The 19,309-nt window shown below is 69.7% G+C and carries 15 protein-coding genes and 1 pseudogene; 13 read left to right on the top strand and 3 right to left on the bottom strand.

Going from position 1 to position 19,309, the window contains the following annotated elements:
• From J5F18_RS13790 to lipB, 3 genes are all read left to right on the top strand, one after another.
• Window positions 1–1,070: D-alanyl-D-alanine carboxypeptidase family protein (locus J5F18_RS13790; RefSeq protein ID WP_346299176.1), on the top strand; the 1,070-nt coding region annotated here is incomplete at its 5' end.
• A gap of 150 nt (window positions 1,071–1,220) precedes the next feature.
• Window positions 1,221–1,523, top strand: a complete 303-nt coding sequence (locus J5F18_RS13785) for a DUF493 domain-containing protein (RefSeq protein WP_346299175.1) — start codon at window positions 1,221–1,223, stop codon at window positions 1,521–1,523.
• Window positions 1,523–2,227 carry a lipoyl(octanoyl) transferase LipB gene (gene lipB / locus J5F18_RS13780; RefSeq protein ID WP_346299174.1) on the top strand — a complete coding sequence of 235 codons (705 nt, stop codon included), beginning with the start codon at window positions 1,523–1,525 and terminating at the stop codon, window positions 2,225–2,227. The genes J5F18_RS13785 and lipB overlap by 1 nt, the downstream gene beginning before the upstream one ends.
• 202 nt (window positions 2,228–2,429) lie before the next feature.
• Here lipB and lipA read toward each other — a convergent pair whose 3' ends face one another.
• A complete protein-coding gene (gene lipA / locus J5F18_RS13775; RefSeq protein WP_346299173.1) occupies window positions 2,430–3,485 on the bottom strand; it encodes a lipoyl synthase in 1,056 nt (351 codons plus the stop codon).
• 177 nt (window positions 3,486–3,662) lie between these two features.
• On the bottom strand, window positions 3,663–4,646 hold the full coding sequence (locus tag J5F18_RS13770; protein WP_346299172.1) for a LysR family transcriptional regulator: 984 nt from the start codon (window positions 4,644–4,646) through the stop codon (window positions 3,663–3,665).
• Between the two features lie 334 nt (window positions 4,647–4,980).
• On the opposite strand from J5F18_RS13770, the pseudogene J5F18_RS13765 reads away from it, so the two are divergent.
• The 7 genes and pseudogenes from J5F18_RS13765 to J5F18_RS13735 form a co-directional block, all read left to right on the top strand.
• A pseudogene (locus J5F18_RS13765) lies at window positions 4,981–7,155 on the top strand (DUF3141 domain-containing protein); the annotation flags it as partial.
• Window positions 7,156–8,106: 951 nt separating this feature from the next.
• Window positions 8,107–10,734 carry a type I DNA topoisomerase gene (gene topA, locus J5F18_RS13760; RefSeq protein ID WP_346299171.1) on the top strand — a complete coding sequence of 876 codons (2,628 nt, stop codon included), beginning with the start codon at window positions 8,107–8,109 and terminating at the stop codon, window positions 10,732–10,734.
• The gene (locus tag J5F18_RS13755) at window positions 10,731–11,195 is read left to right on the top strand and encodes a DUF6586 family protein (RefSeq protein ID WP_346299170.1); all 465 of its coding nucleotides are present in this window, start codon (window positions 10,731–10,733) and stop codon (window positions 11,193–11,195) included. Before topA ends, J5F18_RS13755 begins: the two co-directional genes overlap by 4 nt.
• A gap of 195 nt (window positions 11,196–11,390) precedes the next feature.
• A complete protein-coding gene (locus J5F18_RS13750; protein ID WP_346299169.1) occupies window positions 11,391–11,858 on the top strand; it encodes a 2-hydroxyacyl-CoA dehydratase in 468 nt (155 codons plus the stop codon).
• 10 nt (window positions 11,859–11,868) lie between these two features.
• Window positions 11,869–12,300, top strand: a complete 432-nt coding sequence (locus J5F18_RS13745; RefSeq protein WP_346299168.1) for a hypothetical protein — start codon at window positions 11,869–11,871, stop codon at window positions 12,298–12,300.
• 338 nt (window positions 12,301–12,638) lie between these two features.
• The gene (locus J5F18_RS13740) at window positions 12,639–14,231 is read left to right on the top strand and encodes an ABC-F family ATPase (RefSeq protein WP_346299167.1); all 1,593 of its coding nucleotides are present in this window, start codon (window positions 12,639–12,641) and stop codon (window positions 14,229–14,231) included.
• Between the two features lie 144 nt (window positions 14,232–14,375).
• Window positions 14,376–14,798, top strand: coding sequence for a CopD family protein (locus J5F18_RS13735; protein WP_346299166.1), 423 nt, complete (start codon window positions 14,376–14,378; stop codon window positions 14,796–14,798).
• Window positions 14,799–14,836: 38 nt separating this feature from the next.
• Here J5F18_RS13735 and J5F18_RS13730 read toward each other — a convergent pair whose 3' ends face one another.
• Window positions 14,837–15,295, bottom strand: coding sequence for a DUF2231 domain-containing protein (locus tag J5F18_RS13730; RefSeq protein WP_346299165.1), 459 nt, complete (start codon window positions 15,293–15,295; stop codon window positions 14,837–14,839).
• A gap of 24 nt (window positions 15,296–15,319) precedes the next feature.
• Here J5F18_RS13730 and coxB point away from each other — a divergent pair, with 24 nt between their 5' ends.
• Genes coxB through J5F18_RS13715 form a run of 3 tightly spaced genes read left to right on the top strand, consistent with a single transcriptional unit; the run spans window position 15,320 to window position 19,295 of the window.
• Window positions 15,320–16,399: a cytochrome c oxidase subunit II gene (coxB, locus tag J5F18_RS13725; protein ID WP_346299164.1), complete on the top strand. Its 1,080-nt coding sequence runs from the start codon at window positions 15,320–15,322 to the stop codon at window positions 16,397–16,399.
• Window positions 16,396–18,924 carry a cytochrome c oxidase subunit I gene (gene ctaD, locus J5F18_RS13720; protein ID WP_346299163.1) on the top strand — a complete coding sequence of 843 codons (2,529 nt, stop codon included), beginning with the start codon at window positions 16,396–16,398 and terminating at the stop codon, window positions 18,922–18,924. Before coxB ends, ctaD begins: the two co-directional genes overlap by 4 nt.
• Before the next feature lie 14 nt (window positions 18,925–18,938).
• Window positions 18,939–19,295: a hypothetical protein gene (locus tag J5F18_RS13715; RefSeq protein ID WP_346299162.1), complete on the top strand. Its 357-nt coding sequence runs from the start codon at window positions 18,939–18,941 to the stop codon at window positions 19,293–19,295.
• The last annotated feature ends 14 nt before the right edge of the window (window positions 19,296–19,309 follow it).

Here is a 19,309-nt window from a genome sequence, read left to right as displayed (position 1 = left end):
CCCAGCTGGCCGCCAAGTCCTGGTTCCTGATGGATGCCGACAGCGGTCGGGTGTTGGTGGAGCACAACGCCGACGAGCGCCTGCCGCCGGCGAGCCTGACCAAGCTGATGACCGCCTACCTGGTGGAGCGCGAGCTGGACCGCGGCAATATCGCCATGGACGACATGGTGCGGGTCAGCGAGAACGCCTGGCGCACCGGGGGCTCCAAGATGTTCATCGAGGTGGACACCCAGGTGTCGGTCCGCGACCTGCTCTACGGCATCATCATCTCCTCGGGCAATGACGCCAGCGTGGCGGTGGCCGAGCACCTGGCCGGCGGCGAGGCGCCCTTCGCCGACCTGATGAATCAGCACGCCACCCGCCTGGGGCTGCACAACACCAACTTCACCAACGCCACGGGCCTGCCGCATCCCGAGCAGTATTCGTCCGCCCGCGACATGGCGCTGCTTTCCCAGTACATCATCAACGACTATCCGGAGCACTACGCGGTCTACGCCGAGCGCTACTTCACCTACAACGATATTCGTCAGCCCAACCGCAATCGCCTGCTGTGGCGCGACCCCACGGTGGATGGCCTGAAGACCGGCTGGACCACCGAGGCGGGCTACGGCCTGGTGGCCTCTGCCAAGCGCGACAACATGCGCCTGATCTCGGTGGTGATGGGCACCAACTCCGAGGAGTCCCGTGCCCAGGAGACCCAGAAGCTGCTCAGCTTCCGCTACTTCGAGACCCTCAAGCTCTACGACCAGGGCACGGTGCTCAATACCCCGCGGGTCTGGGGCGGTGACCGCAACGAGCTGCGAGTGGGCGTGAATCGCGACGTGGTGATGACCGTGCCGCGGGCGCGCAACGAGGAGCTCTCCGCGCGCCTGGACCTGCAGGGCGACCTGGCCGCCCCCATCGAGGCCGGCCGCCGGGTCGGCACCCTCGAGGTGCGCCTCGGCGAGGAGGTGGTCGGCGAGCAGCCCCTGGTGGCCCTGGAGTCGGTGGAGGAGGGCGGCCTGGTCAAGCGGCTGCTCGACCAGGTGCGACGCTTCTTCGCCAATCTGGTCGGCGGCTGGTTCGGGTAGGCCTTCGGCCAGTTCCAAGGGGCAAGGAACCAGGAGCAAGGAACCCTTGCCCCTTGCCCCTTGCAGCCTTGCCGCTAGGCGCTGGCAGCCTGGCCGCTAGGCGCGGGCAGGCGTAGAATGGCCCCATACTCGCAAGCCGCTGGAATTCCCATGACCAACAAGTCCCTGCGCGACCTGCGCCGGCCGGCTGCCGGCGAGCCGCCCAAGATCACCTTTCCCTGCCGCTATCCGATCAAGGTGGTGGGGGACGCCGCCGAGGACTTCGCCGCCGTGGTGTGCCAGGTGGTGAGCCGCCACGACCCGGACTTCGACGCCGCCCGGCTGGAGGTGGTGGAGAGCCGCAACGGGCGCTTCCAGTCGGTGCGCCTGACCATACGCGCCACCGGGGAGGCCCAGCTGCAGGCGCTCTTCGTCGACCTCAAGGCCACCGGCCGCGTCCATATGGTGGTGTAATGGCAGTGTGTCCAGCTGTGCCGGCCACGCTGCCGCCCATTGTGCTCCATCGCCTGGGACGGCGGCCCTACGAGCCGGTGTGGCAGGCCATGCGTGACCTTACCGACCGCCGCGATGCCGAGACCCCGGACCAGTTCTGGCTGGTGGAGCACGACCCGGTCTTCACCCAGGGACAGGCCGGCAAGCCCGAACACCTGCTGATGCCCGGGGATATCCCGGTGGTGCAGACCGACCGCGGCGGCCAGGTGACCTATCACGGCCCCGGCCAGGTGGTGCTCTATCCGCTGATCGACGTGCGCCGTGCCCGCCTGGGCGTGCGCGACCTGGTGACGGGCCTGGAGAACGCCGTGATCGCCTTGCTGGCGGACTATGGTATCGCGGCGCGGGCGCGCCCCGATGCGCCGGGGGTCTACGTGGAGACCGCGGCGGGGGAGGCCAAGATCGCCTCCCTGGGGCTGCGCATCCGCCGCGGCGGCAGCTTCCACGGGGTGGCCCTCAACGTCGACGGCGATCTCTCGCCCTTTTCGCGCATCAACCCCTGCGGCTATGCCGGCATGCCGATGGTGCGCCTGGTGGACCTGATCGACGACTGCCGCGGCGGCGAGGCGCCGGGGGTGGGGAAAGTCGGTGAACGCCTGGCCGAGTGCCTGGCGCGGGAACTGGGGCGGGAGCTGGACAGCGCCAGCCCTTCGGGCAGCGCCTAGCTGCAAGCGCCTAGCGCCTAGCGCCTAGCGCCCAGCAGCTCACTGACGGGCGGCAGGTGGCGAGGAAGAAAACGAAAAACCCCGCCCGGAGAGATACCTGGCGGGGTTTCTTCATTGACGTCACACTCGGCAGTGGCACCATTCTGCTAGGCGCTAGGCGCTAGGCGCTAGGCGCTAGGCGCAAGGCGCTTGCAGCTGGGCGCTATCCTACGTTGACCGCGTCGATGCGGTTGGGGTCGGGCGCCTGCCCCGGCACCTCGGCGGGGGCGGCGAGGCCCAGGTTGTTCTTCTCGAAGACCCGGTCGGCGCGGTAGCTGGAGCGCACCAGCGGGCCCGCCGCCACCTCCATGAAGCCCTTCTCCAGGCCGATACGGCGATAGCGCTCGAACTCCTCGGGGGAGACCCAGCGCTCCACCGGCAGGTGGTTGCGGGTCGGGCGCAGGTACTGGCCCAGGGTGACGATATCCACGCCGATCTGGCGCAGGTCGTCGAAGGTGGCCAGGATCTCCTCGTCGTTCTCGCCCAGGCCCAGCATCAGGCTGGTCTTGGTGAGCACCGCGGGGTTGTGGCGCTTGGCGTGGGCCAGCACGTCGAGGGTCTTGCGGTAGCCGGCACGGGGGTCGCGCACCCGGCGGGTCAGGCGCTCCACGGTCTCGACGTTCTGGGCGAACACCTCGAGGCCGGAGTCGACCACCTGCTCGATGGCCTCTGGCACACCGTCGAAGTCAGGGGTCAGCGCTTCCACCACCACCTCGGGCGTGTTCTCCTTGATGGCGCGGATACAGGCCGCGTAGTGGGCGGCGCCGCCATCGTCCAGGTCGTCGCGGTCCACCGAGGTGAGCACCACGTAGCGCAGGCCCATCAGCTCCACGGAACGGGCGGTGTTGGTCGGCTCCTCGGCGTCCAGCCAGCCGCCCGGGTTGCCGGTGTCCACGGCACAGAAGCGGCAGGCGCGGGTGCACACCGAGCCCATCAGCATGATGGTGGCGGTGCCGTTGCTCCAGCACTCGCCCATGTTGGGGCAGTGGGACTCGGCGCACACGGTGCTCAGGCGATGCTCGCTGACGTTGCGCTTCACCGCCTCGAAACGCTCGCCGCCGGGAATCTGGGCGCGCAGCCACTTCGGCTTGCGCCCGCTGACGCCGGCGCCCTCCTCCTGGCCGGGGCGCTGCTTGATGCCATCCTTGATGGCCGCGAAGCCATGCTGGGTGCGGAACTTCTCGCCGCTGGGGACGTGTTTCGAGGTCTTGTCGCTCATAGGGTGGAAGCCCCTTCGCTCGGCGTCTGCCCGGGGTCTGTCCGCTGCCGAAGGGCGTCCGGCAGGGCCCGCTGGGTACGCTGATGGTTACTGGTTGTCAGCCCGACAATCTACCATAGTCGAGTCGTCGGGGCATCGCGGATCGGGGCCTGATGCCGTCGGCCATGACCTGGCTCATCAAGAGCCGAGCGGCAGGCAGACGACCCCGTGATCGGGGAGCGGGCGGGGTGGGGCGTTGAAGTGGGCGTGGAACTCCGCCAGGTGTTCGCGGACGAAGCGCAGGAACAGCTCGGTGACCGGCGTCGGGAAGCGTTCCCGGGGATAGACGGCGCACCAGGAGTGGCGCAGGGGGAAGCCGGGCAGCTCGAGCGCCTCGAGCAGTCCCGCCTCCAGCTCCAGGCGCACCGCCAGGCGGGGCAGCACGGCCACGCCCAGCTGGGCCATGATGCCCTGCTTGATCGCTTCGTTGGTGCCCAGTTCGATGCGGTGGGCCAGGGGCACGCCCTGCTCGGCGGCCAGCTCCTCGAAGGCGCTGCGGACCCCGGAACCCGGCTCGCGCATCAGCACATAGTGGCGGGCAAAGTCCTCCAGGGTGGGGGCGGCGGCCCGGCACAGCGGGTGACCGGGCCACACCAGCGGCACCATCTCGTTGTCGAGGATCGGCATCAGCACCAGGTCGCGGTCCTCGGGCACCCGCGCCATGATCACCAGGTCGTCGCGCCGTTCGGCCAGGCGCTCCAGGGCCTGGCTGCGATTGCACACCTTGAGGCATACCTGAACGTTGGGGTGGTGGGCCCGGAAGCGGGCGAGCAGGTGAGGAACCACGTACTGGGCGGTGGAGACGGCGGCCAGGTCGAGTTCGCCTTGCAGGGTGCCCGACATGTCCGACAGCGCCATCTGCAGTCGCGAGACCTGGCCGAAGATGGCGCCCACCGAGGCGGCCAGGGCATCCGCCGCGGGCAGCACATGAAGGGTCTTGCCGGCATACTTGAAGAGCGGCTGGCCGAGGGCCAGCTCGAGCTGGCGGATCTGGGCGCTGACCGCCGGCTGGGTCAGGCCCAGTCGCTCCGCCGCCCGCGAGTAGGAGTGCAGGTCGTGGACCGCCTGGAACACCTGAAGCTGACGAAACGTCAGCTTGTTGAGCAGCCTGGGAGTGGTCATGATCGTTTGGCGGATGGGCGGCGCCGGCCTCTTGCCTGTCTGGGCTCATGCTAGCACCGCCCGTACCGCCGGGGCCATCGTCACGCGCCCCCGGCACGGGGTGCCGTTGACGGACGACCGGGTGCCGGGGCGCCGGGTCGAGCTGGCGGTGCTGACCAACCGGCTGGGAGCCAGCCGCGGCGTTGATGGCCGGCCTGGCCGCCGAGTAGCCTCCAGTCGTCTAGGCTTCATTCGCGGTATCGTCGAATTTACGTTATATTGCAGTGCAGCAAGTGTCCGCGGTTTCGCCGCGTAATAACCCCCTTCCCCTGACCCGCAATACCAGGAGCTCGCAATGAACCTTCCTGTGCCGACTCCCCCGGACGCCGCGCTAGCGTTGATGGATCCCTTAGGATTCGGACGCGCGGCCGGTCGCTACTGGCTGGATGCCTTCGAGCGAGGCGTACTCTTCTTGGACGTCATGCGCCTGCGGGGCAACCAGTACCTCGAGCACATCGAGAAGACCAAGCCCAGCGTGCTGGGCTTCGAGGCCGAGGTGCTGATCGACGGTCGCGACCTGGCACGGCCGGTCAACTACGAGCTGCTGCGAGTCCTGCCGCCCCGGGGCTATCCCACCGATCCGCAGATGCGCCCCTTCGTGGTGGTCGACCCGCGCGCCGGCCACGGCCCGGGCATCGGCGGCTTCAAGCCCGACAGCGAGATCGGCGTGGCGCTGCGCGCCGGGCACCCCTGCTATTTCATCGGTTTCCTGCCCTACCCGGAGCACGGCCAGACCGTGGAGGACGTGGTGGAGGCGGAGATCGCCTTCCTGCGCCACGTCAATGAGCGCCACTGCGAGCGCGCCGACGAGAAGCCCATGGTGGTGGGCAACTGCCAGGCGGGCTGGCAGATCATGATGGCGGCGTCGCTCGAGCCCGACCTGTTTGGTCCCATCCTGATTGCCGGCTCGCCGCTCTCCTACTGGGCCGGCGAGCGCGGCGGCGCGCCCATGCGCTATACCGGCGGCATGACCGGCGGCAGCTGGACGACCGCACTGCTCAGCGACCTGGGCGACGGCCAGTTCGACGGCGCCTGGTTGGTGCAGAACTTCGAGAACCTGAACCCGGCCAACACCTTCTGGACCAAGCAGTATCGGCTCTACGCCAATATCGACACCGAGGCCAGCCGCTACCTGGAGTTCGAGCGCTGGTGGGGCGGCCACGTGGTGCTGGGTGGCGAGGAGATCCAGTACATCGTCGACAACCTGTTCGTCGGCAACCGCCTCTCCACCGCCCAGCTGGTGACCTCCGACGGGCGTCGCATCGACCTGCGCAACCTGCGTTCGCCGGTGGTGGTGTTCTGCTCGCAGGGTGACGACATCACGCCGCCGCCTCAGGCGCTGGGCTGGGTGCGCGACCTCTACGAGGGCGTGGAGGACGTCATCGCCAGCGAGCAGACCATCGTCTACTGCGTCCACGACAGCACCGGCCACCTGGGGATCTTCGTCTCCGGCAGCGTGTCCCGCAGGGAACACGCCGAGTTCACCGCCAACATGGACTATATCGACGTGCTGCCGCCGGGCCTCTACGAGACCACGGTCACCGAGGCGGCCCAGCGCGACGATGCCGAGCTGATCGAGCGCGACTACCTGCTGGAGTTCCAGCAGCGCACCATCGAGGAGCTCGACCAGGTGGTGAAGCACAGCCCCGAGGACGATACCCGCTTCGCCACCGTGGCGCGGATCTCCGAGATCAATCTCGGCCTCTACCGGCTCTTCGTCCAACCCTGGATACGTGCCCTGGCCACCCCGCAGTCGGCGCGATGGCTGCGGCGCATGCATCCCAGCCGCCTGGGCTACCGCCTGCTCTCCGACCGCAATCCGCTGATGACCGCGATCCCGGTGCTGGCCGAGCGCATCCGCGCCGAGCGCCACCCGGTGGACGAGGACAACCTGTTCCGCGTGCTGGAATCGATCGCCTCGGCGCAGATCGCCGGCAGCCTCGACGCCTGGCGCGACCTGCGCGACGGCACCACCGAGCGGCTGTTCCTGGACCTCTACGGCCAGCTGCTGCTGCAGTCGCTGGTGGGCCTGGGCGGCGACGCCCACGTGCATCGGCGTCGCCCGGGGTCCGAGCCCGAGCATCGTCGCTTCGTTGCCCGCCGCCAGACCGAACTGCGCGAGCACATCGCCGAGGGCGGCAGCCACGAGGCGGTGATCCGGGCGCTGATCTTCGTGCTGGGCGGCGCGCCCTCCACCGACGAGCGCAACTTCAAGCGCCTGCGGGCCACCCACGCCGAGCTGGAGTCGGAGCTCTCCCTGGCTGACTTCAAGCGCCTGATGCGCGACCAGTTCTTCATTCTTCAGCTGGACCGGGAGGCGGCCATCGAGGCGCTGCCCTCGCTGCTCAAGGGCCAGTCCGCCGAGCAGATCGCCGAGCACCTCGGCCATATCGAGCACGTGCTGGCGGCCAGCGGCGAGCTCTCCGAGCACTCGGCCGAGCGGCTGGCGCGCGTGCGCGGGCTCTTCGAGCAGGCCATCGACCGGGCCCCCTTCGTCGAGGCCCAGTCGCGCGCCGAGGCAGAGGCGTGGGTGGCCAGCCAGGCACGCGCCCAGTCGCTCGCCTCCAACGGTGTCGAAGAGCTGATGGAGGAGCAGTCATCCGCCGCCGCCGAGCCGGCTGCGGCGACGCCGGAGCTCCAGGTCGCCGAAGTCAGGGCCGACTACGCCAAGAGTGACGCCGTGATCGATAACGCCGAGCCTGCCGAAGCAGAGGCTGACGAGGCCAAGCCGGTCGCAGCCAATACCGAGCCGGCCGAGGCCAAGCCCGCCGAAGCCAAGCCGGTCGAGGCCAAGCCGGTCGAAGCCAAGCCGGTCGAAGCCAAGCCGGTCGAAGCCAAAACCGAGCAGGCTGAAGCCAAGCCGGTCGAAGCCAAAACCGAGCAGGCCGAAGCCAAGCCGGTCGCAGCCAAGCCGGTCGCAGCCAAGTCGGTCGAAGCCGAGCAGGCCGAAGCCGAGCCGGTCGCAGCCAAGCCGGTCGAAGCCAAGCCGGTCGAAGCCAAGCCGGTCGAAGCCAAGCCGGTCGAAGCCAAGCCGGTCGAAGCCAAAACCGAGCCGGCCGAAGCCAAGCCGGCCGAAGCCGCCGAAGCGGAGGCCAAGCCAGCCAAGGCCAAGCCGACTCGTCGGGCATCCGCCCCGCGTCGCAAGCCGACCGACGGTGGCCGCAAGCGCTGACCCCGCGCCTCGCCGCCCCTTGCAGCGCCCCTGCCACCCCGGTGGCGGGGGCGCTGTCATGTTACGGCAGGCTTGCCCTGGTGGGAGAGTGCGGTCTAGGGTCAGTAGGCGTTCCGCCTCGGCCGCGACTGGCGCGATGCTCGGCACTGGGGTAGGGTAGGCGCATTTTTCGCCGCCGGGTCAGGGCGGTATGGCATCCTCAGGCGTGGAGCGGGCTCCGCGCCGAGTACCTTTTTTCAGTGGAGCACTATGGGCAAGTCACTGGTCATCGTTGAGTCACCGGCCAAGGCCAAGACGATCAACAAGTATCTCGGCAGCGACTTCATCGTGAAGTCGAGCGTGGGTCATATTCGCGACCTGCCGACCAGCGGCTCGGGCAAGGCGGCCTCGGACCCCAAGGAGCGTGCGCGGCAGGCGGCGGCCACCCGCAAGATGTCGCCGGATGAGAAGGCAGAGTACAAGCGCCGCAAGGCCCAGGAGCAGCTGATCCGCCGCATGGGCATCGACCCCGAGAATGGCTGGACGGCCAGCTACGAGATCCTGCCCGGCAAGGAGAAGGTGGTAGCCGAGCTCAAGAAGTTCGCCGAGAAGGCCGACACCGTCTACCTCGCCACCGACCTCGACCGCGAGGGGGAAGCCATCGCCTGGCACCTGCGCGAGACCATCGGCGGCAACGAGGCCCGCTACAAGCGGGTGGTCTTCAACGAGATCACCAAGAACGCCATCAAGGAGGCGTTCCAGGATCCCGGCACCCTGAACATCCCGCGGGTCGAGGCCCAGCAGGCACGGCGCTTCCTGGATCGGGTCGTCGGCTTCATGCTCTCGCCGCTGCTGTGGGCCAAGGTCGCCCGGGGCCTCTCGGCGGGGCGGGTGCAATCCGTGGCCATGCGCCTGATCGTCGAGCGCGAGCGGGAGATCCGGGCCTTCGTGCCCGAGGAGTTCTGGGACGTCCACGCCGACCTGGTCTCGAAGGACGGCGAGCCGGTGCGCTTCGAACTGACGCGCCAGGACGGCAAGGCCTTCCGCCCGACCTCCGAGGCCGAGACCCTGGCGCGCATCGCCGCGCTGCGCCAGGCGAGCCTTTCGATCACCGCCCGGGAAGACAAGCCCACGCGGTCGAAGCCCAATGCACCCTTCATCACCTCGACCCTGCAGCAGGCCGCCAGCGGCCGGCTGGGTTTCTCGGTGAAGAAGACCATGATGCTGGCCCAGCGCCTCTACGAGGCGGGCTACATCACCTACATGCGGACCGACTCCACCAACCTGTCGACGGATGCGGTGGAGAGCGCACGGGAGTTCATCGGCAGCGAGTATGGCAACCGCTACCTGCCCGAGGCCCCCAACCGCTATTCCAGCAAGGAGGGCGCTCAGGAGGCCCACGAGGCGATCCGTCCCTCCGAGGTCGGCCGCCGCGCCACCGACCTGGCCGGCATGGAGCGCGACGCAGAACGGCTCTACGAGCTGATCTGGCGCCAGTTCGTTGCCTGCCAGATGACCCCGGCCGAGTATCTCGCCTCCACCCTCACCGTGGAGGCCGAGGGCTATGAGCTCAAGGCCAAGGGCCGCGTGCTCAAGTTCGACGGCTACACCCGGGTGATGAAGCCCATGGGCAAGAGCGAGGACCAGTCGCTGCCGGACCTGGCCGAGGGCACGCCCATGACCCTCGAGGCCCTGGACCCCCGCCAGCACTTCACCAAGCCGCCGGCGCGCTACACCGAGGCGAGCCTGGTCAAGGAGCTGGAGAAGCGCGGCATCGGCCGGCCCTCCACCTACGCGGCGATCATCTCCACCATCCAGGATCGCGGCTACGTCAAGCTGGAGAACCGGCGCTTCTACGCCGAGAAGCTCGGCGATATCGTCACCGAGCGGCTCAAGGAGTCCTTCCCCGACCTGATGGACTACTCCTTCACGGCGCGCATGGAGGACAGCCTCGACGACGTGGCCGAGGGCGAGCGCAACTGGCGCGCGCTGCTCGACGCCTTCTACGCCGAGTTCAAGAAGGAGCTGGAGGCGGCCGAGAGCGAGGCGGGCATGCGCCCCAACCAGCCGGTGCCCACCGGCATCGACTGCCCCTCCTGCGGGCGCAAGATGCAGATCCGCACCGCCTCCACCGGGGTCTTCCTGGGCTGCTCCGGCTACAACCTGCCGCCCAAGGAGCGCTGCAAGACCACCATCGACCTGCTCCCCGGCGAGGAGGCGGTGGCCGCCGATGCCGACGAGGAGGCCGAGACCGATGCGCTGCGCGCCAAGCATCGCTGCCCCAAGTGTGGCACCGCCATGGACAGCTACCTGATCGACGAGACCCGCAAGCTGCACATCTGCGGCAACAGCCCGGACTGCGACGGCCACGAGGTGGAGCAGGGCCGCTTCCGCATCAAGGGCTACGACGGCCCCACCATCGAGTGCGACAAGTGCGGCTCGGAGATGCAGCTCAAGTCCGGCCGCTTCGGCAAGTACTTCGGCTGCACCAACAGCGAGTGCAAGAACACCCGCAAGCTGCTCAAGAGCGGCGAGGTGGCGCCGCCCAAGATGGACCCGATCCCCATGCCGGAGCTCGAGTGCCAGAAGGTCGACGACCACTATGTGCTGCGCGACGGCGCCAGCGGCCTGTTCCTGGCGGCGAGCAAGTTCCCCAGGAACCGCGAGACCCGTCCGCCGCTGGTGAGTGAGCTCAAGGCCCACGCCGAGGAGCTCCCCGAGAAGTACCGCTACCTGCTCGACGCCCCCAGCGAGGACCCGGACGGTCGCCCGGCCCAGATCCGCTACTCGCGCAAGGCCAAGGAGCAGTTCGTGATGACCGACGAGGCGGGCAAGGCCACCGGCTGGAGGGCCACCTTCGACGGCAGCCGCTGGCAGGTGGAGGACAAGCGCAAGTGACCCCGCGAGCCCGTACCAACCAGCTGCTCTACCAGGCCGAACTGCTGCTGGCCACGCCTGCCGGCGACGACGAGCACGCCGAGGCGCGGCGCATGGCGGCGGAGGAGGGGGCCCTGGCGCTGACCGAGCTGGCGCTTCAGTCGCTGCTGCGCGAGGTCACCGAGCACGCCCACCTGGCGCACCACGCCTGGCGCGAGCTGCTCGGCCCCGAGGGGGCCGGCATCGCCGAGCTGCACCGCCTGCGCGAGCTGGCCGCCCAGCCCGGCAGCTGGCTCGCCTGGCTGATCGCCAGGCTCGAGGCACTGCACGGCAGCGACGGCGCCGCACGTCGTACCAGTGGCGCCGCCCGGGGGCTGATCGCCGTGGGCAGCGCCGCCGCCCTGGGGGAGGAGCTGCACCGCTGCCTCCAGGAAGCCAAGGCCGAGATCGCCGCCCTGCGCGAAACCAGCCAGGAGTGGTGAGTCGAGCAGGCCGCGCGGCCAGCGACTTCGTGCCCGTCGAGGCCTCCCTGCTGCGCTAGCGGCGCCTTTCATCACCTGTCGTTGATGCACGTCAAGCAGCCTCTCTCCCCCTTGGCTAGGATAAGGTCAGGAGCCATGCGGCACGGTGTCCGCGGACGACGATTTCGCACACCACCACGACGAGGAGAGAGCGCCATGCGATTCCATCAGGTTAAGGAGCTGGTCGATTGGGCGGCCGGCTACCATCGACGGCTTGCCGAGCAGTACACCGCCCTGGCCGGCGGCGGCGATGTGGGCGAGCGGGTGCGCATGGCCCTGGAGTACCTGGCCGAGCGCGAGCGTAAGCAGGAGAACGACCTCTCCGGCTATCTGGACGACGGCAGCGACCACAGCCAGGTGCTGGAGACCTGGTTCGACGACCCGGCCGACTTCCCCCATCCGCCGGTACTCGAGCGCCTGCCCGACGGCCTGGCGTGCGATAGCGTGCAGAACGTCCTGGCCACGGCGCTCACCGCCCATCGCACCCTGCAGGACCTCTATATTCACCGGGCCGAACTGGCCGGCGGCAGCGAGGAGCGGGGCTTCTTCGAGGCCCTGGCGGCGGGTCATGAAGCCGAGGTGCGGCGCATCGCCCGCGATATCCAGCGGCTCGAGGACTACTGAGGAGGCCACCATGAGTGAACTGATCCTGTCCCCCAAGATGTTGGGCTACTGGACCGAGATGAACCTCAAGGAGGTGCCGGACGAATCCGGCATCTACGCGGTCTTCCGCGCTGCCAGGGACCCCGAGACCGAGGAGATGGACGTCCAGGAGCTGCTCTACGTGGGCGAGCACAGAAGCGCGCGCTATGGCCTGCAGCATGACGACCACCGCGAGAAGTGGCTGGCCTTCCCCAAGTCGGACGAGGAGGTCTGGTACGCGGTGGGCCTGAGCGGCAGCGCCAACCGCGAGCGCCTGGCGGCGGCGATGATCAACGCCCACAAGCCGCGCTTCAACGCCGACAGCCCCTACCTGGAGCGCTTCCCCTTCGACGACACCACGGTGCATATCTACGGCAAGAAGAGGAAGCTGCAGAGCATCTTCAACGTCGATCGCCACGACTGAGGGTATCCCACGCGCAGTGACGCGCGGCCCCGGCGGAGCATCCGCCGGGGCCGCGCGTTTCCAGGGGCTGTGCCCGCCAAGGGTTTCGGTGGGGCCAAGGGTTTCTTGTGGGAGGGCGGCTTTGCCGCGCGAAGGCGCCGATAGGCGCCCCGGCGGTGTTGCTGTCGGTTGTCCCCGCCGCCAGGGAGTCCTTCGGCCTCCATTCGCCCGGGGGACCCGGCCTCCCACAGCAAACCGCGCGAAGGCGCCGATAGGCGCCCCGGCTCACGGGGGCGATGTGAACAGCGCCCATAACCGGTACAATCGCGCCCCTTCCATGCACCGACCGGACCCTCTCCTTGATCGCTACCGCCAACATCACCATGCAGTTCGGGGCCAAGCCCCTGTTCGAGAACGTCTCCATCAAGTTCGGCAACGGCCACCGCTACGGCCTGATCGGCGCCAACGGCTGCGGCAAGTCCACCTTCATGAAGATCCTCGGCGGCGACCTCGAGCCCTCCGCGGGCCAGGTGATGGTCGAGTCCGGTGCCCGGCTCGGCAAGCTGCGCCAGGACCAGTTCGCCTACGAGGACGAGCGGGTCATCGACACCGTGATCATGGGCAACGCCGAGCTGGCCCGGGTGGCGGCGGAGCGCGAGCGCATCTACTCGCTGCCCGAGATGAGCGAGGCGGACGGCATGGCGGTGGCCGACCTGGAGGTGCGCTTCGCCGAGCTCGACGGCTACACCGCCGAGGCCCGGGCCGGCGAGCTGCTGCTGGGGCTCGGCATCCCCATCGAACAGCACTCGGGTCCCATGAGCGAGGTGGCCCCGGGCTGGAAGCTGCGCGTGCTGCTCGCCCAGGCGCTGTTCGCCGACCCCGACGTGCTGCTGCTCGACGAGCCCACCAACCACCTGGACATCAACACCATCCGCTGGCTGGAGGGGGTGCTCAGGGCGCGCAACAGCACCATGATCATCATTTCCCACGACCGCCACTTCCTCAACAGCGTCTGCACCCATATGGCGGACCTGGACTATGGCGAGATCAAGCTGTTCCCGGGCAACTACGACGACTACATGACCGCGGCCACCGCCGCCCGGGAGCGCCAGCACGCCGACAACGCCAAGAAGAAGGCGCAGATCGCCGACCTGCAGGCCTTCGTCAGCCGCTTCTCCGCCAACGCCTCCAAGGCCAAGCAGGCCACCTCCCGGGCGCGCCAGATCGACAAGATCAAGCTCGAGGAGATCAAGCCCTCGAGCCGGGTCAGCCCCTTCATCCGCTTCGAGCAGGCGCGCAAGATCCACCGCAACGCGGTCAACGTGGAGGGGCTGACCCAGGCCTATCCGGGCGAGCCGCCGCTGGTCGAGGGCTTCGGCATGACCGTGGAGGCCGGCGAGCGCATCGCCATCATCGGCCCCAACGGCATCGGCAAGACCACCCTGCTGCGCACCCTGGCAGGCGAGCTTACGCCGCTCTCCGGCAGCGTGAAGTGGACCGACAGCGCCGATCTCGGCCACTTCGCCCAGGACCACGCCGACGACTTCGCCAACGACGCCACCCTGTTCGAGTGGATGGCCCAGTGGACCGACGGCGGCGAGCAGGTGATCCGCGGGGCGCTGGGGCGCATGCTCTTCGCAAGCGACGACATCGGCAAGTCGGTGAAGGTGATCTCCGGGGGCGAGCAGGGGCGCATGCTGTTCGGTAAGCTGACGCTGACCCGCCCCAACGTGCTGCTGATGGACGAGCCCACCAACCACCTGGACATGGAGTCCATCGAGGCGCTCAACCTGGCCCTCGAGCACTACCCGGGCACCCTGATCTTCGTCAGCCACGACCGCGAGTTCGTCGCCTCCCTGGCCACCCGCATCCTCGACATGGGCGAGGACGGCATCACCGACTTCAGCGGCAGCTACGATGACTACCTGAGAAGCCAGGGTCTCTACGGCTGAGGGCAATCGGGGACAGACCCTGATTCGCGCTGTGGGAGGGCGGCTGTGCCGCGCCCCGTTGAGGGCGGCCTTGGTAGCCCTCGGGGAGCTGGACTAGGGTGAGGGTGTTGCCGGCCAGGAGCCGGCGCCGCCGCAAGGATGCCCATGCACTGGATCAAGTTCCTGCATATCGTCACCCTGGTGAGCTGGTGCGGGCTGTTGCTCTACCTGCCGGTCCTGCTGTGCCAGCTGGCCCGGCCGGAGCGGGTGGAGCTGGGCTTTTCCCCCGGCGCGCCGTCGCTGCCGCGCCTCGTCTACAACAGCCTGGCGAGTCCCGCCGCGCTGCTCACCATCGCCTCCGGCTCCCTGCTGTTCCTGCTCCAGGGCCTCGCCGGCCCCTGGCTAGTGCTCAAGCTGCTGGGGGTGAGCGCCATGGTGCTGGCCCACGGGCTGTGCGGCTGGCTGCTGCTGCGCCTGGAGCATGACCAGCCCCGTTGGGTGGTCGCCGGGTCGGTGCTGGCGGGCGGTGTGGCGGGGCTCGCCATGCTGGCGGTGGTCGGCCTGGTGCTGGCCAAGCCGGAACTCTGAGGCTCGGGGAGGTAGAGGGAATGCCGCAACGTCAGCCGTCAGTCGTCGAGATGCACGCCCACCGCATGCTCGTAGACCAGCTGCCCGCCGAGAAAGCCGGCCAGGGCGATCAGCGCCGCGGTGGCCAGGCTGAGCACCAGGCCCCAGGGCAGCAGGGCCTCGCCGAGGAAGCGCCACAGCCAGTTGAGCGAGGCCAGCGAGAGCATCACCACCGCCACCATGGCGTGGCTCCAGGCGGTGACCAGGCGGCGCACGTCCCGCACCGTCACCAGGTCGACGAGCCCGGCCAAGCTGGCCAGCCAGCCGCCGAAGGCGCCCACCCCGGCCAGCCACAGCGAGGCCCGGGCCCAGAAGGGGTCCCCGGTGTAGAGATAGCCCAGGTCGCTGGCCAGAAGCCCCAGCAGGGCGGCCACCGGGAAGTGGATCATCACCGGGTGCAGCGGGTGGCCGGCGATGGCGGCGCGGCTGTGGATGGAGTGCTGTGGCGTGCGGCGCATGGCGGCGTCCCAGTCGGTGGTGTCATGGAGGCTGTCAGCAACAGTGAAGGCCGCCGCGGGCGGCGGGTCAATCCGAAGCCGCCAACCCTGCTGCTCACGGGGCTGGTCACTGGCCTGGCCGGCTGCAGCGGCAGCCACTCCATCCTCGACCCGGCGGGGCCGGCGGCCCGGGACGTAGCCTGGCTCTGGTGGGGCATGCTGATCGGCTTCACCCTGGTGTTCCTGGCGGTGGTGGCGCTGTGGCTGGCCGCCTTCCGGCGCCGGGGCGGCACCGACCAGACGGCTGGCCCCGGCCAGGAGTACGATTCCGAGGCGGCGCGCCGCCTGGGGCTGCGCTGGATCCTCGGCGGCGGCATCCTGCTGCCGGGGGTAAGCGTCCTGGTGCTGCTGGCCTTCGGGGTGCCCGCCGGGCATCGCCTGCTGCCCCTGCCGCTGCCCGACGGCGAGCCGCCGCGGGTGATCGAGGTCACCGGCCACCAGTGGTGGTGGGAGGTGCGCTACCCGAACGAGGCCGGCGAGGTGGTGACCGCCAACCACCTGGTGATGCCCGCCGGCGAGCCGGTGGACTTCCACGTCACCGGCGCCGACGTCATCCACGCCTTCTGGGTGCCGCGCCTGGGCGGCAAGATCGACATGATCCCGGGGCGGGTCAATCGCATCCGCCTCGAGGCCGACGCCCCCGGGGTGTTCGGCGCCCAGTGCGCCGAGTATTGCGGCGTGCAGCACGCCCATATGCACCTTCACCTGGAGGCCGTACCCCCGGAGGAATTCGACGCCTGGCTGGCGGCACGTCGGGACGCCGAGCCCGCGCCGGACGACCCGGACGACGGCCACGCCCCGGCCCGGGCCACCTTCGCCGAGCACTGCGCCGAGTGCCACCGGGTGGCGGGGCTCTCCGACGGCGACCGAGGGCCCGATCTCTCCGATCTCGGCGCCCGCGCCACCCTGGGGGCCGGCACCCTGGCCATGGAGGAGGGCGCCATCGCCCGCTGGCTCGCCGAGCACCAGCGCCTGAAGCCCGGCAACCGCATGCCTGCCCACGACCACCTCGAGCCCGAGGCGCTCGACGCCCTGGGCGCCTGGCTGGAGACCCTGCGCCCATGAGCGAGACGATGCGACCCACCCCGGAGGCCGAGCGCCTGCACCAGGAACTCGAGGCGGTCTGGGGCAACCCCCCCGGCTGGCGCGGGCGGCTCAGCGTGGTTAACCACAGCATCCTGGGGCTGCGCTTCATGGTCACGGGCCTGGTCTTCTTCCTGCTCGGCGGGGTGCTGGCGATGCTGATCCGCACCCAGCTGGCGATGCCCGACCAGGCCTTCCTGTCGCCGGAGCTCTACGCCCAGGTCATGACCATGCACGGCACGGTGATGATGTTCCTGTTCGCCATTCCCATGCTGGAGGGGCTGGCGATCTACCTGATCCCCAAGATGATCGGCGCCCGGGACCTGGCCTGCCCGCGGCTCACCGCCTTCGGCTACTGGTGCTACCTGTTCGGCGGGATCATCCTCTTCTCCAGCCTGCTGCTGGAGATGGCCCCGGAAAGCGGCTGGTTCATGTACACCCCGCTGAGCAGCAGCGAGTTCTCCCCCGGCCCGGGCTCCGACTTCTGGCTGCTGGGCGTCACCTTCGTGGAGATCTCGGCGCTGGCCGCCGGGGTGGAGCTCACCGTCTCGATCCTGCGCACCCGGGCGCCGGGCATGGCGCTGCACCGCATGCCGCTGTTCGCCTGGTACATCCTGGCCATGGCGCTGATGATCGTGGTGGGCTTTCCGCCGCTGATCCTGGGCAGCGTGCTGCTGGAGCTGGAGCGCGCCGCCGGGCTGCCCTTCTTCGAGGTGGCCGGCGGCGGCGACCCCATCCTCTGGCAGCACCTCTTCTGGCTCTTCGGCCACCCGGAGGTCTACATCATCTTCCTCCCGGCGGCGGGCATCGTCTCGACCCTGATCCCGGTGTTCGCCGGGCGGCCCATCGTCGGCTACGGCTGGGTGGTGGCGGCCATCGTCATGACCGGCTTCATCAGCTTCGGGCTCTGGGTCCACCATATGTTCACCGTGGGCATTCCCCAGCTGGCGCTGGCCTTCTTCTCGGCGGCCAGCATGCTGGTGGCGGTGCCCTCCGCCATCCAGGTGTTCGCCTGGCTGGCGACGCTGTGGCTGGGGCGGCCGCGCATGACCCTGCCGATGCTGTGGGTCACCGGCTTCCTGGTGATCTTCGTCTGCGGCGGGCTCACCGGGGTGATGCTGGCGCTGGTGCCCTTCAACTGGCAGGTCCACGACACCCACTTCGTGGTGGCCCACCTGCACTATGTGCTGGTGGGCGGCATGTTCTTCCCGCTGGTGGCCGGGGCCTACTACTGGCTGCCGCTGGTTACCGGGCGCATGCCCTCGGAGCGCCTCGGCCGGCTGGGCTTCTGGCTCACCTTCCTGGGCTTCAACCTCACCTTCCTGATCATGCACTGGACGGGGCTGCTGGGCATGCCGCGGCGCGTCTACACCTACGACGCCGCCATGGGCTGGGACCTCTACAACCTGATCTCCTCGGTGGGGGGCTTCATGATGGCCGCGGGCATCGCCGCGGTGCTCCTCGACCTGGTGCTCCACGGCCGCTACGGGCGCACCGCCCCGCGCAACCCCTGGGGGGCGGACACCCTGGAGTGGAGCCTGGCGATGCCGCCGACCAACTACAACTTCGCGAGCCTGCCCCGGGTGGAGAGCCGCCATCCGCTGTGGGTGAGCCCCACCCTGGGCGACGAGATCGCCCGCGGCGAGCACGTGCGGCCCGGTGCCGCCCACGGCCGCCGCGAGCTGATCGGCGGCGAGGCCCTCACCGGCCGGGTGCGCGAGGTGATCCACCTGCCCGGCAACAGCCTGCTGCCGCTCTATGCCGCCCTCTGCCTGGCGCTGGTCTGCGTGGGCCTGCTGGTGCGCGTCTATTCCCTGGCACTGGTGGGCATGGCGGGGGCTGCCGTGCTGCTGCTGCGCTGGTCCTGGGAGAACGGCGGCCATGCCCGGGCCGCGCCCCTGCGCCAGGACGAGCCCGAGGACCCGCCGCTGCACTCGCGCAGCGACGATGGCCCCGGGCGCTGGACCATGGGGGTGTCGCTGCTCGCCGATGGCGCCTTCTTCCTCGCCCTGCTGTTCGGCTGGTTCTACCTCTGGACGGTCTCGCCCGAGTGGCGAATGCCCGACCGGTCGCCGCTTTCGCTGCCGCTGCTGCTGGCCTCCGGGGCCGCCCTGACCCTGGGCGGCCTGTGGCTGGAGCGGCGTGTCGCGGCGCTGAGGCGGCGGCGCGAGGCGGGGCTTACCCTGGCCCTGGCGGGCATCGCCGCCCTCGGCGGGCTGCACGTGGCGCTGCTGGTCGCGGCGCTCTGGGCCGCGGGGCTGGCCCCCACCGCCACCGCCCACGATGCCATCCTGCTGGTGGGGGGCCTCTACCTGCTGGGCCACGGCGGCCTGGCCGCCATCCTGGCCGCGCTTCAGGCCTGGCGCGCCGGGCTCGGCCTGGTCGGCGCCCGGCTGCCCTTCGAGCCCGGCGTGGTGGCGCTGCTGTGGCGCTACCAGCTGGGCGTCTACTGGATCCTGGTGGCGGCCATGGCACTGCTGCCGCGGCTGACCGGAGGTGGGGCATGAATCCGGGGTGGGGCATGGACGCACTGCGTCGCTGGCTGGCGCCGAGCCATCCCGCCCAGCTGGTGCTGGGGCTGACCCTCTGGAGCCTGTGGTTCGTGGCGATCTACGCCGGCCTCTCGGTGGCCTGCGCCGTGGCGCCGCCGGCCCCGGGGCAGGGGGCGCTCACCGGCATCAATGGCGGGCTCGCCCTGCTCACCCTGCCCACCCTGGCGCTACTCGCCTGGCTGGCCTGGCGGGGCCTGGTCGCCGGCCGCGAAAGCATCGGGCCGGCGCGCTTTGTCGCCCTGGTGGGGGCCGGGCTGCACCTCTTCTCGGCGGTGGGCGTGGCCTTCGTGGGGCTGCCCCTGGTGGCCCTGCCACCCTGTCTGTGAGGGTGGCCTTCATG

It is taken from the genome of Halomonas sp. BM-2019 (assembly GCF_017584085.1).
This window is presented reverse-complemented; position numbering and strand designations above follow the sequence as displayed.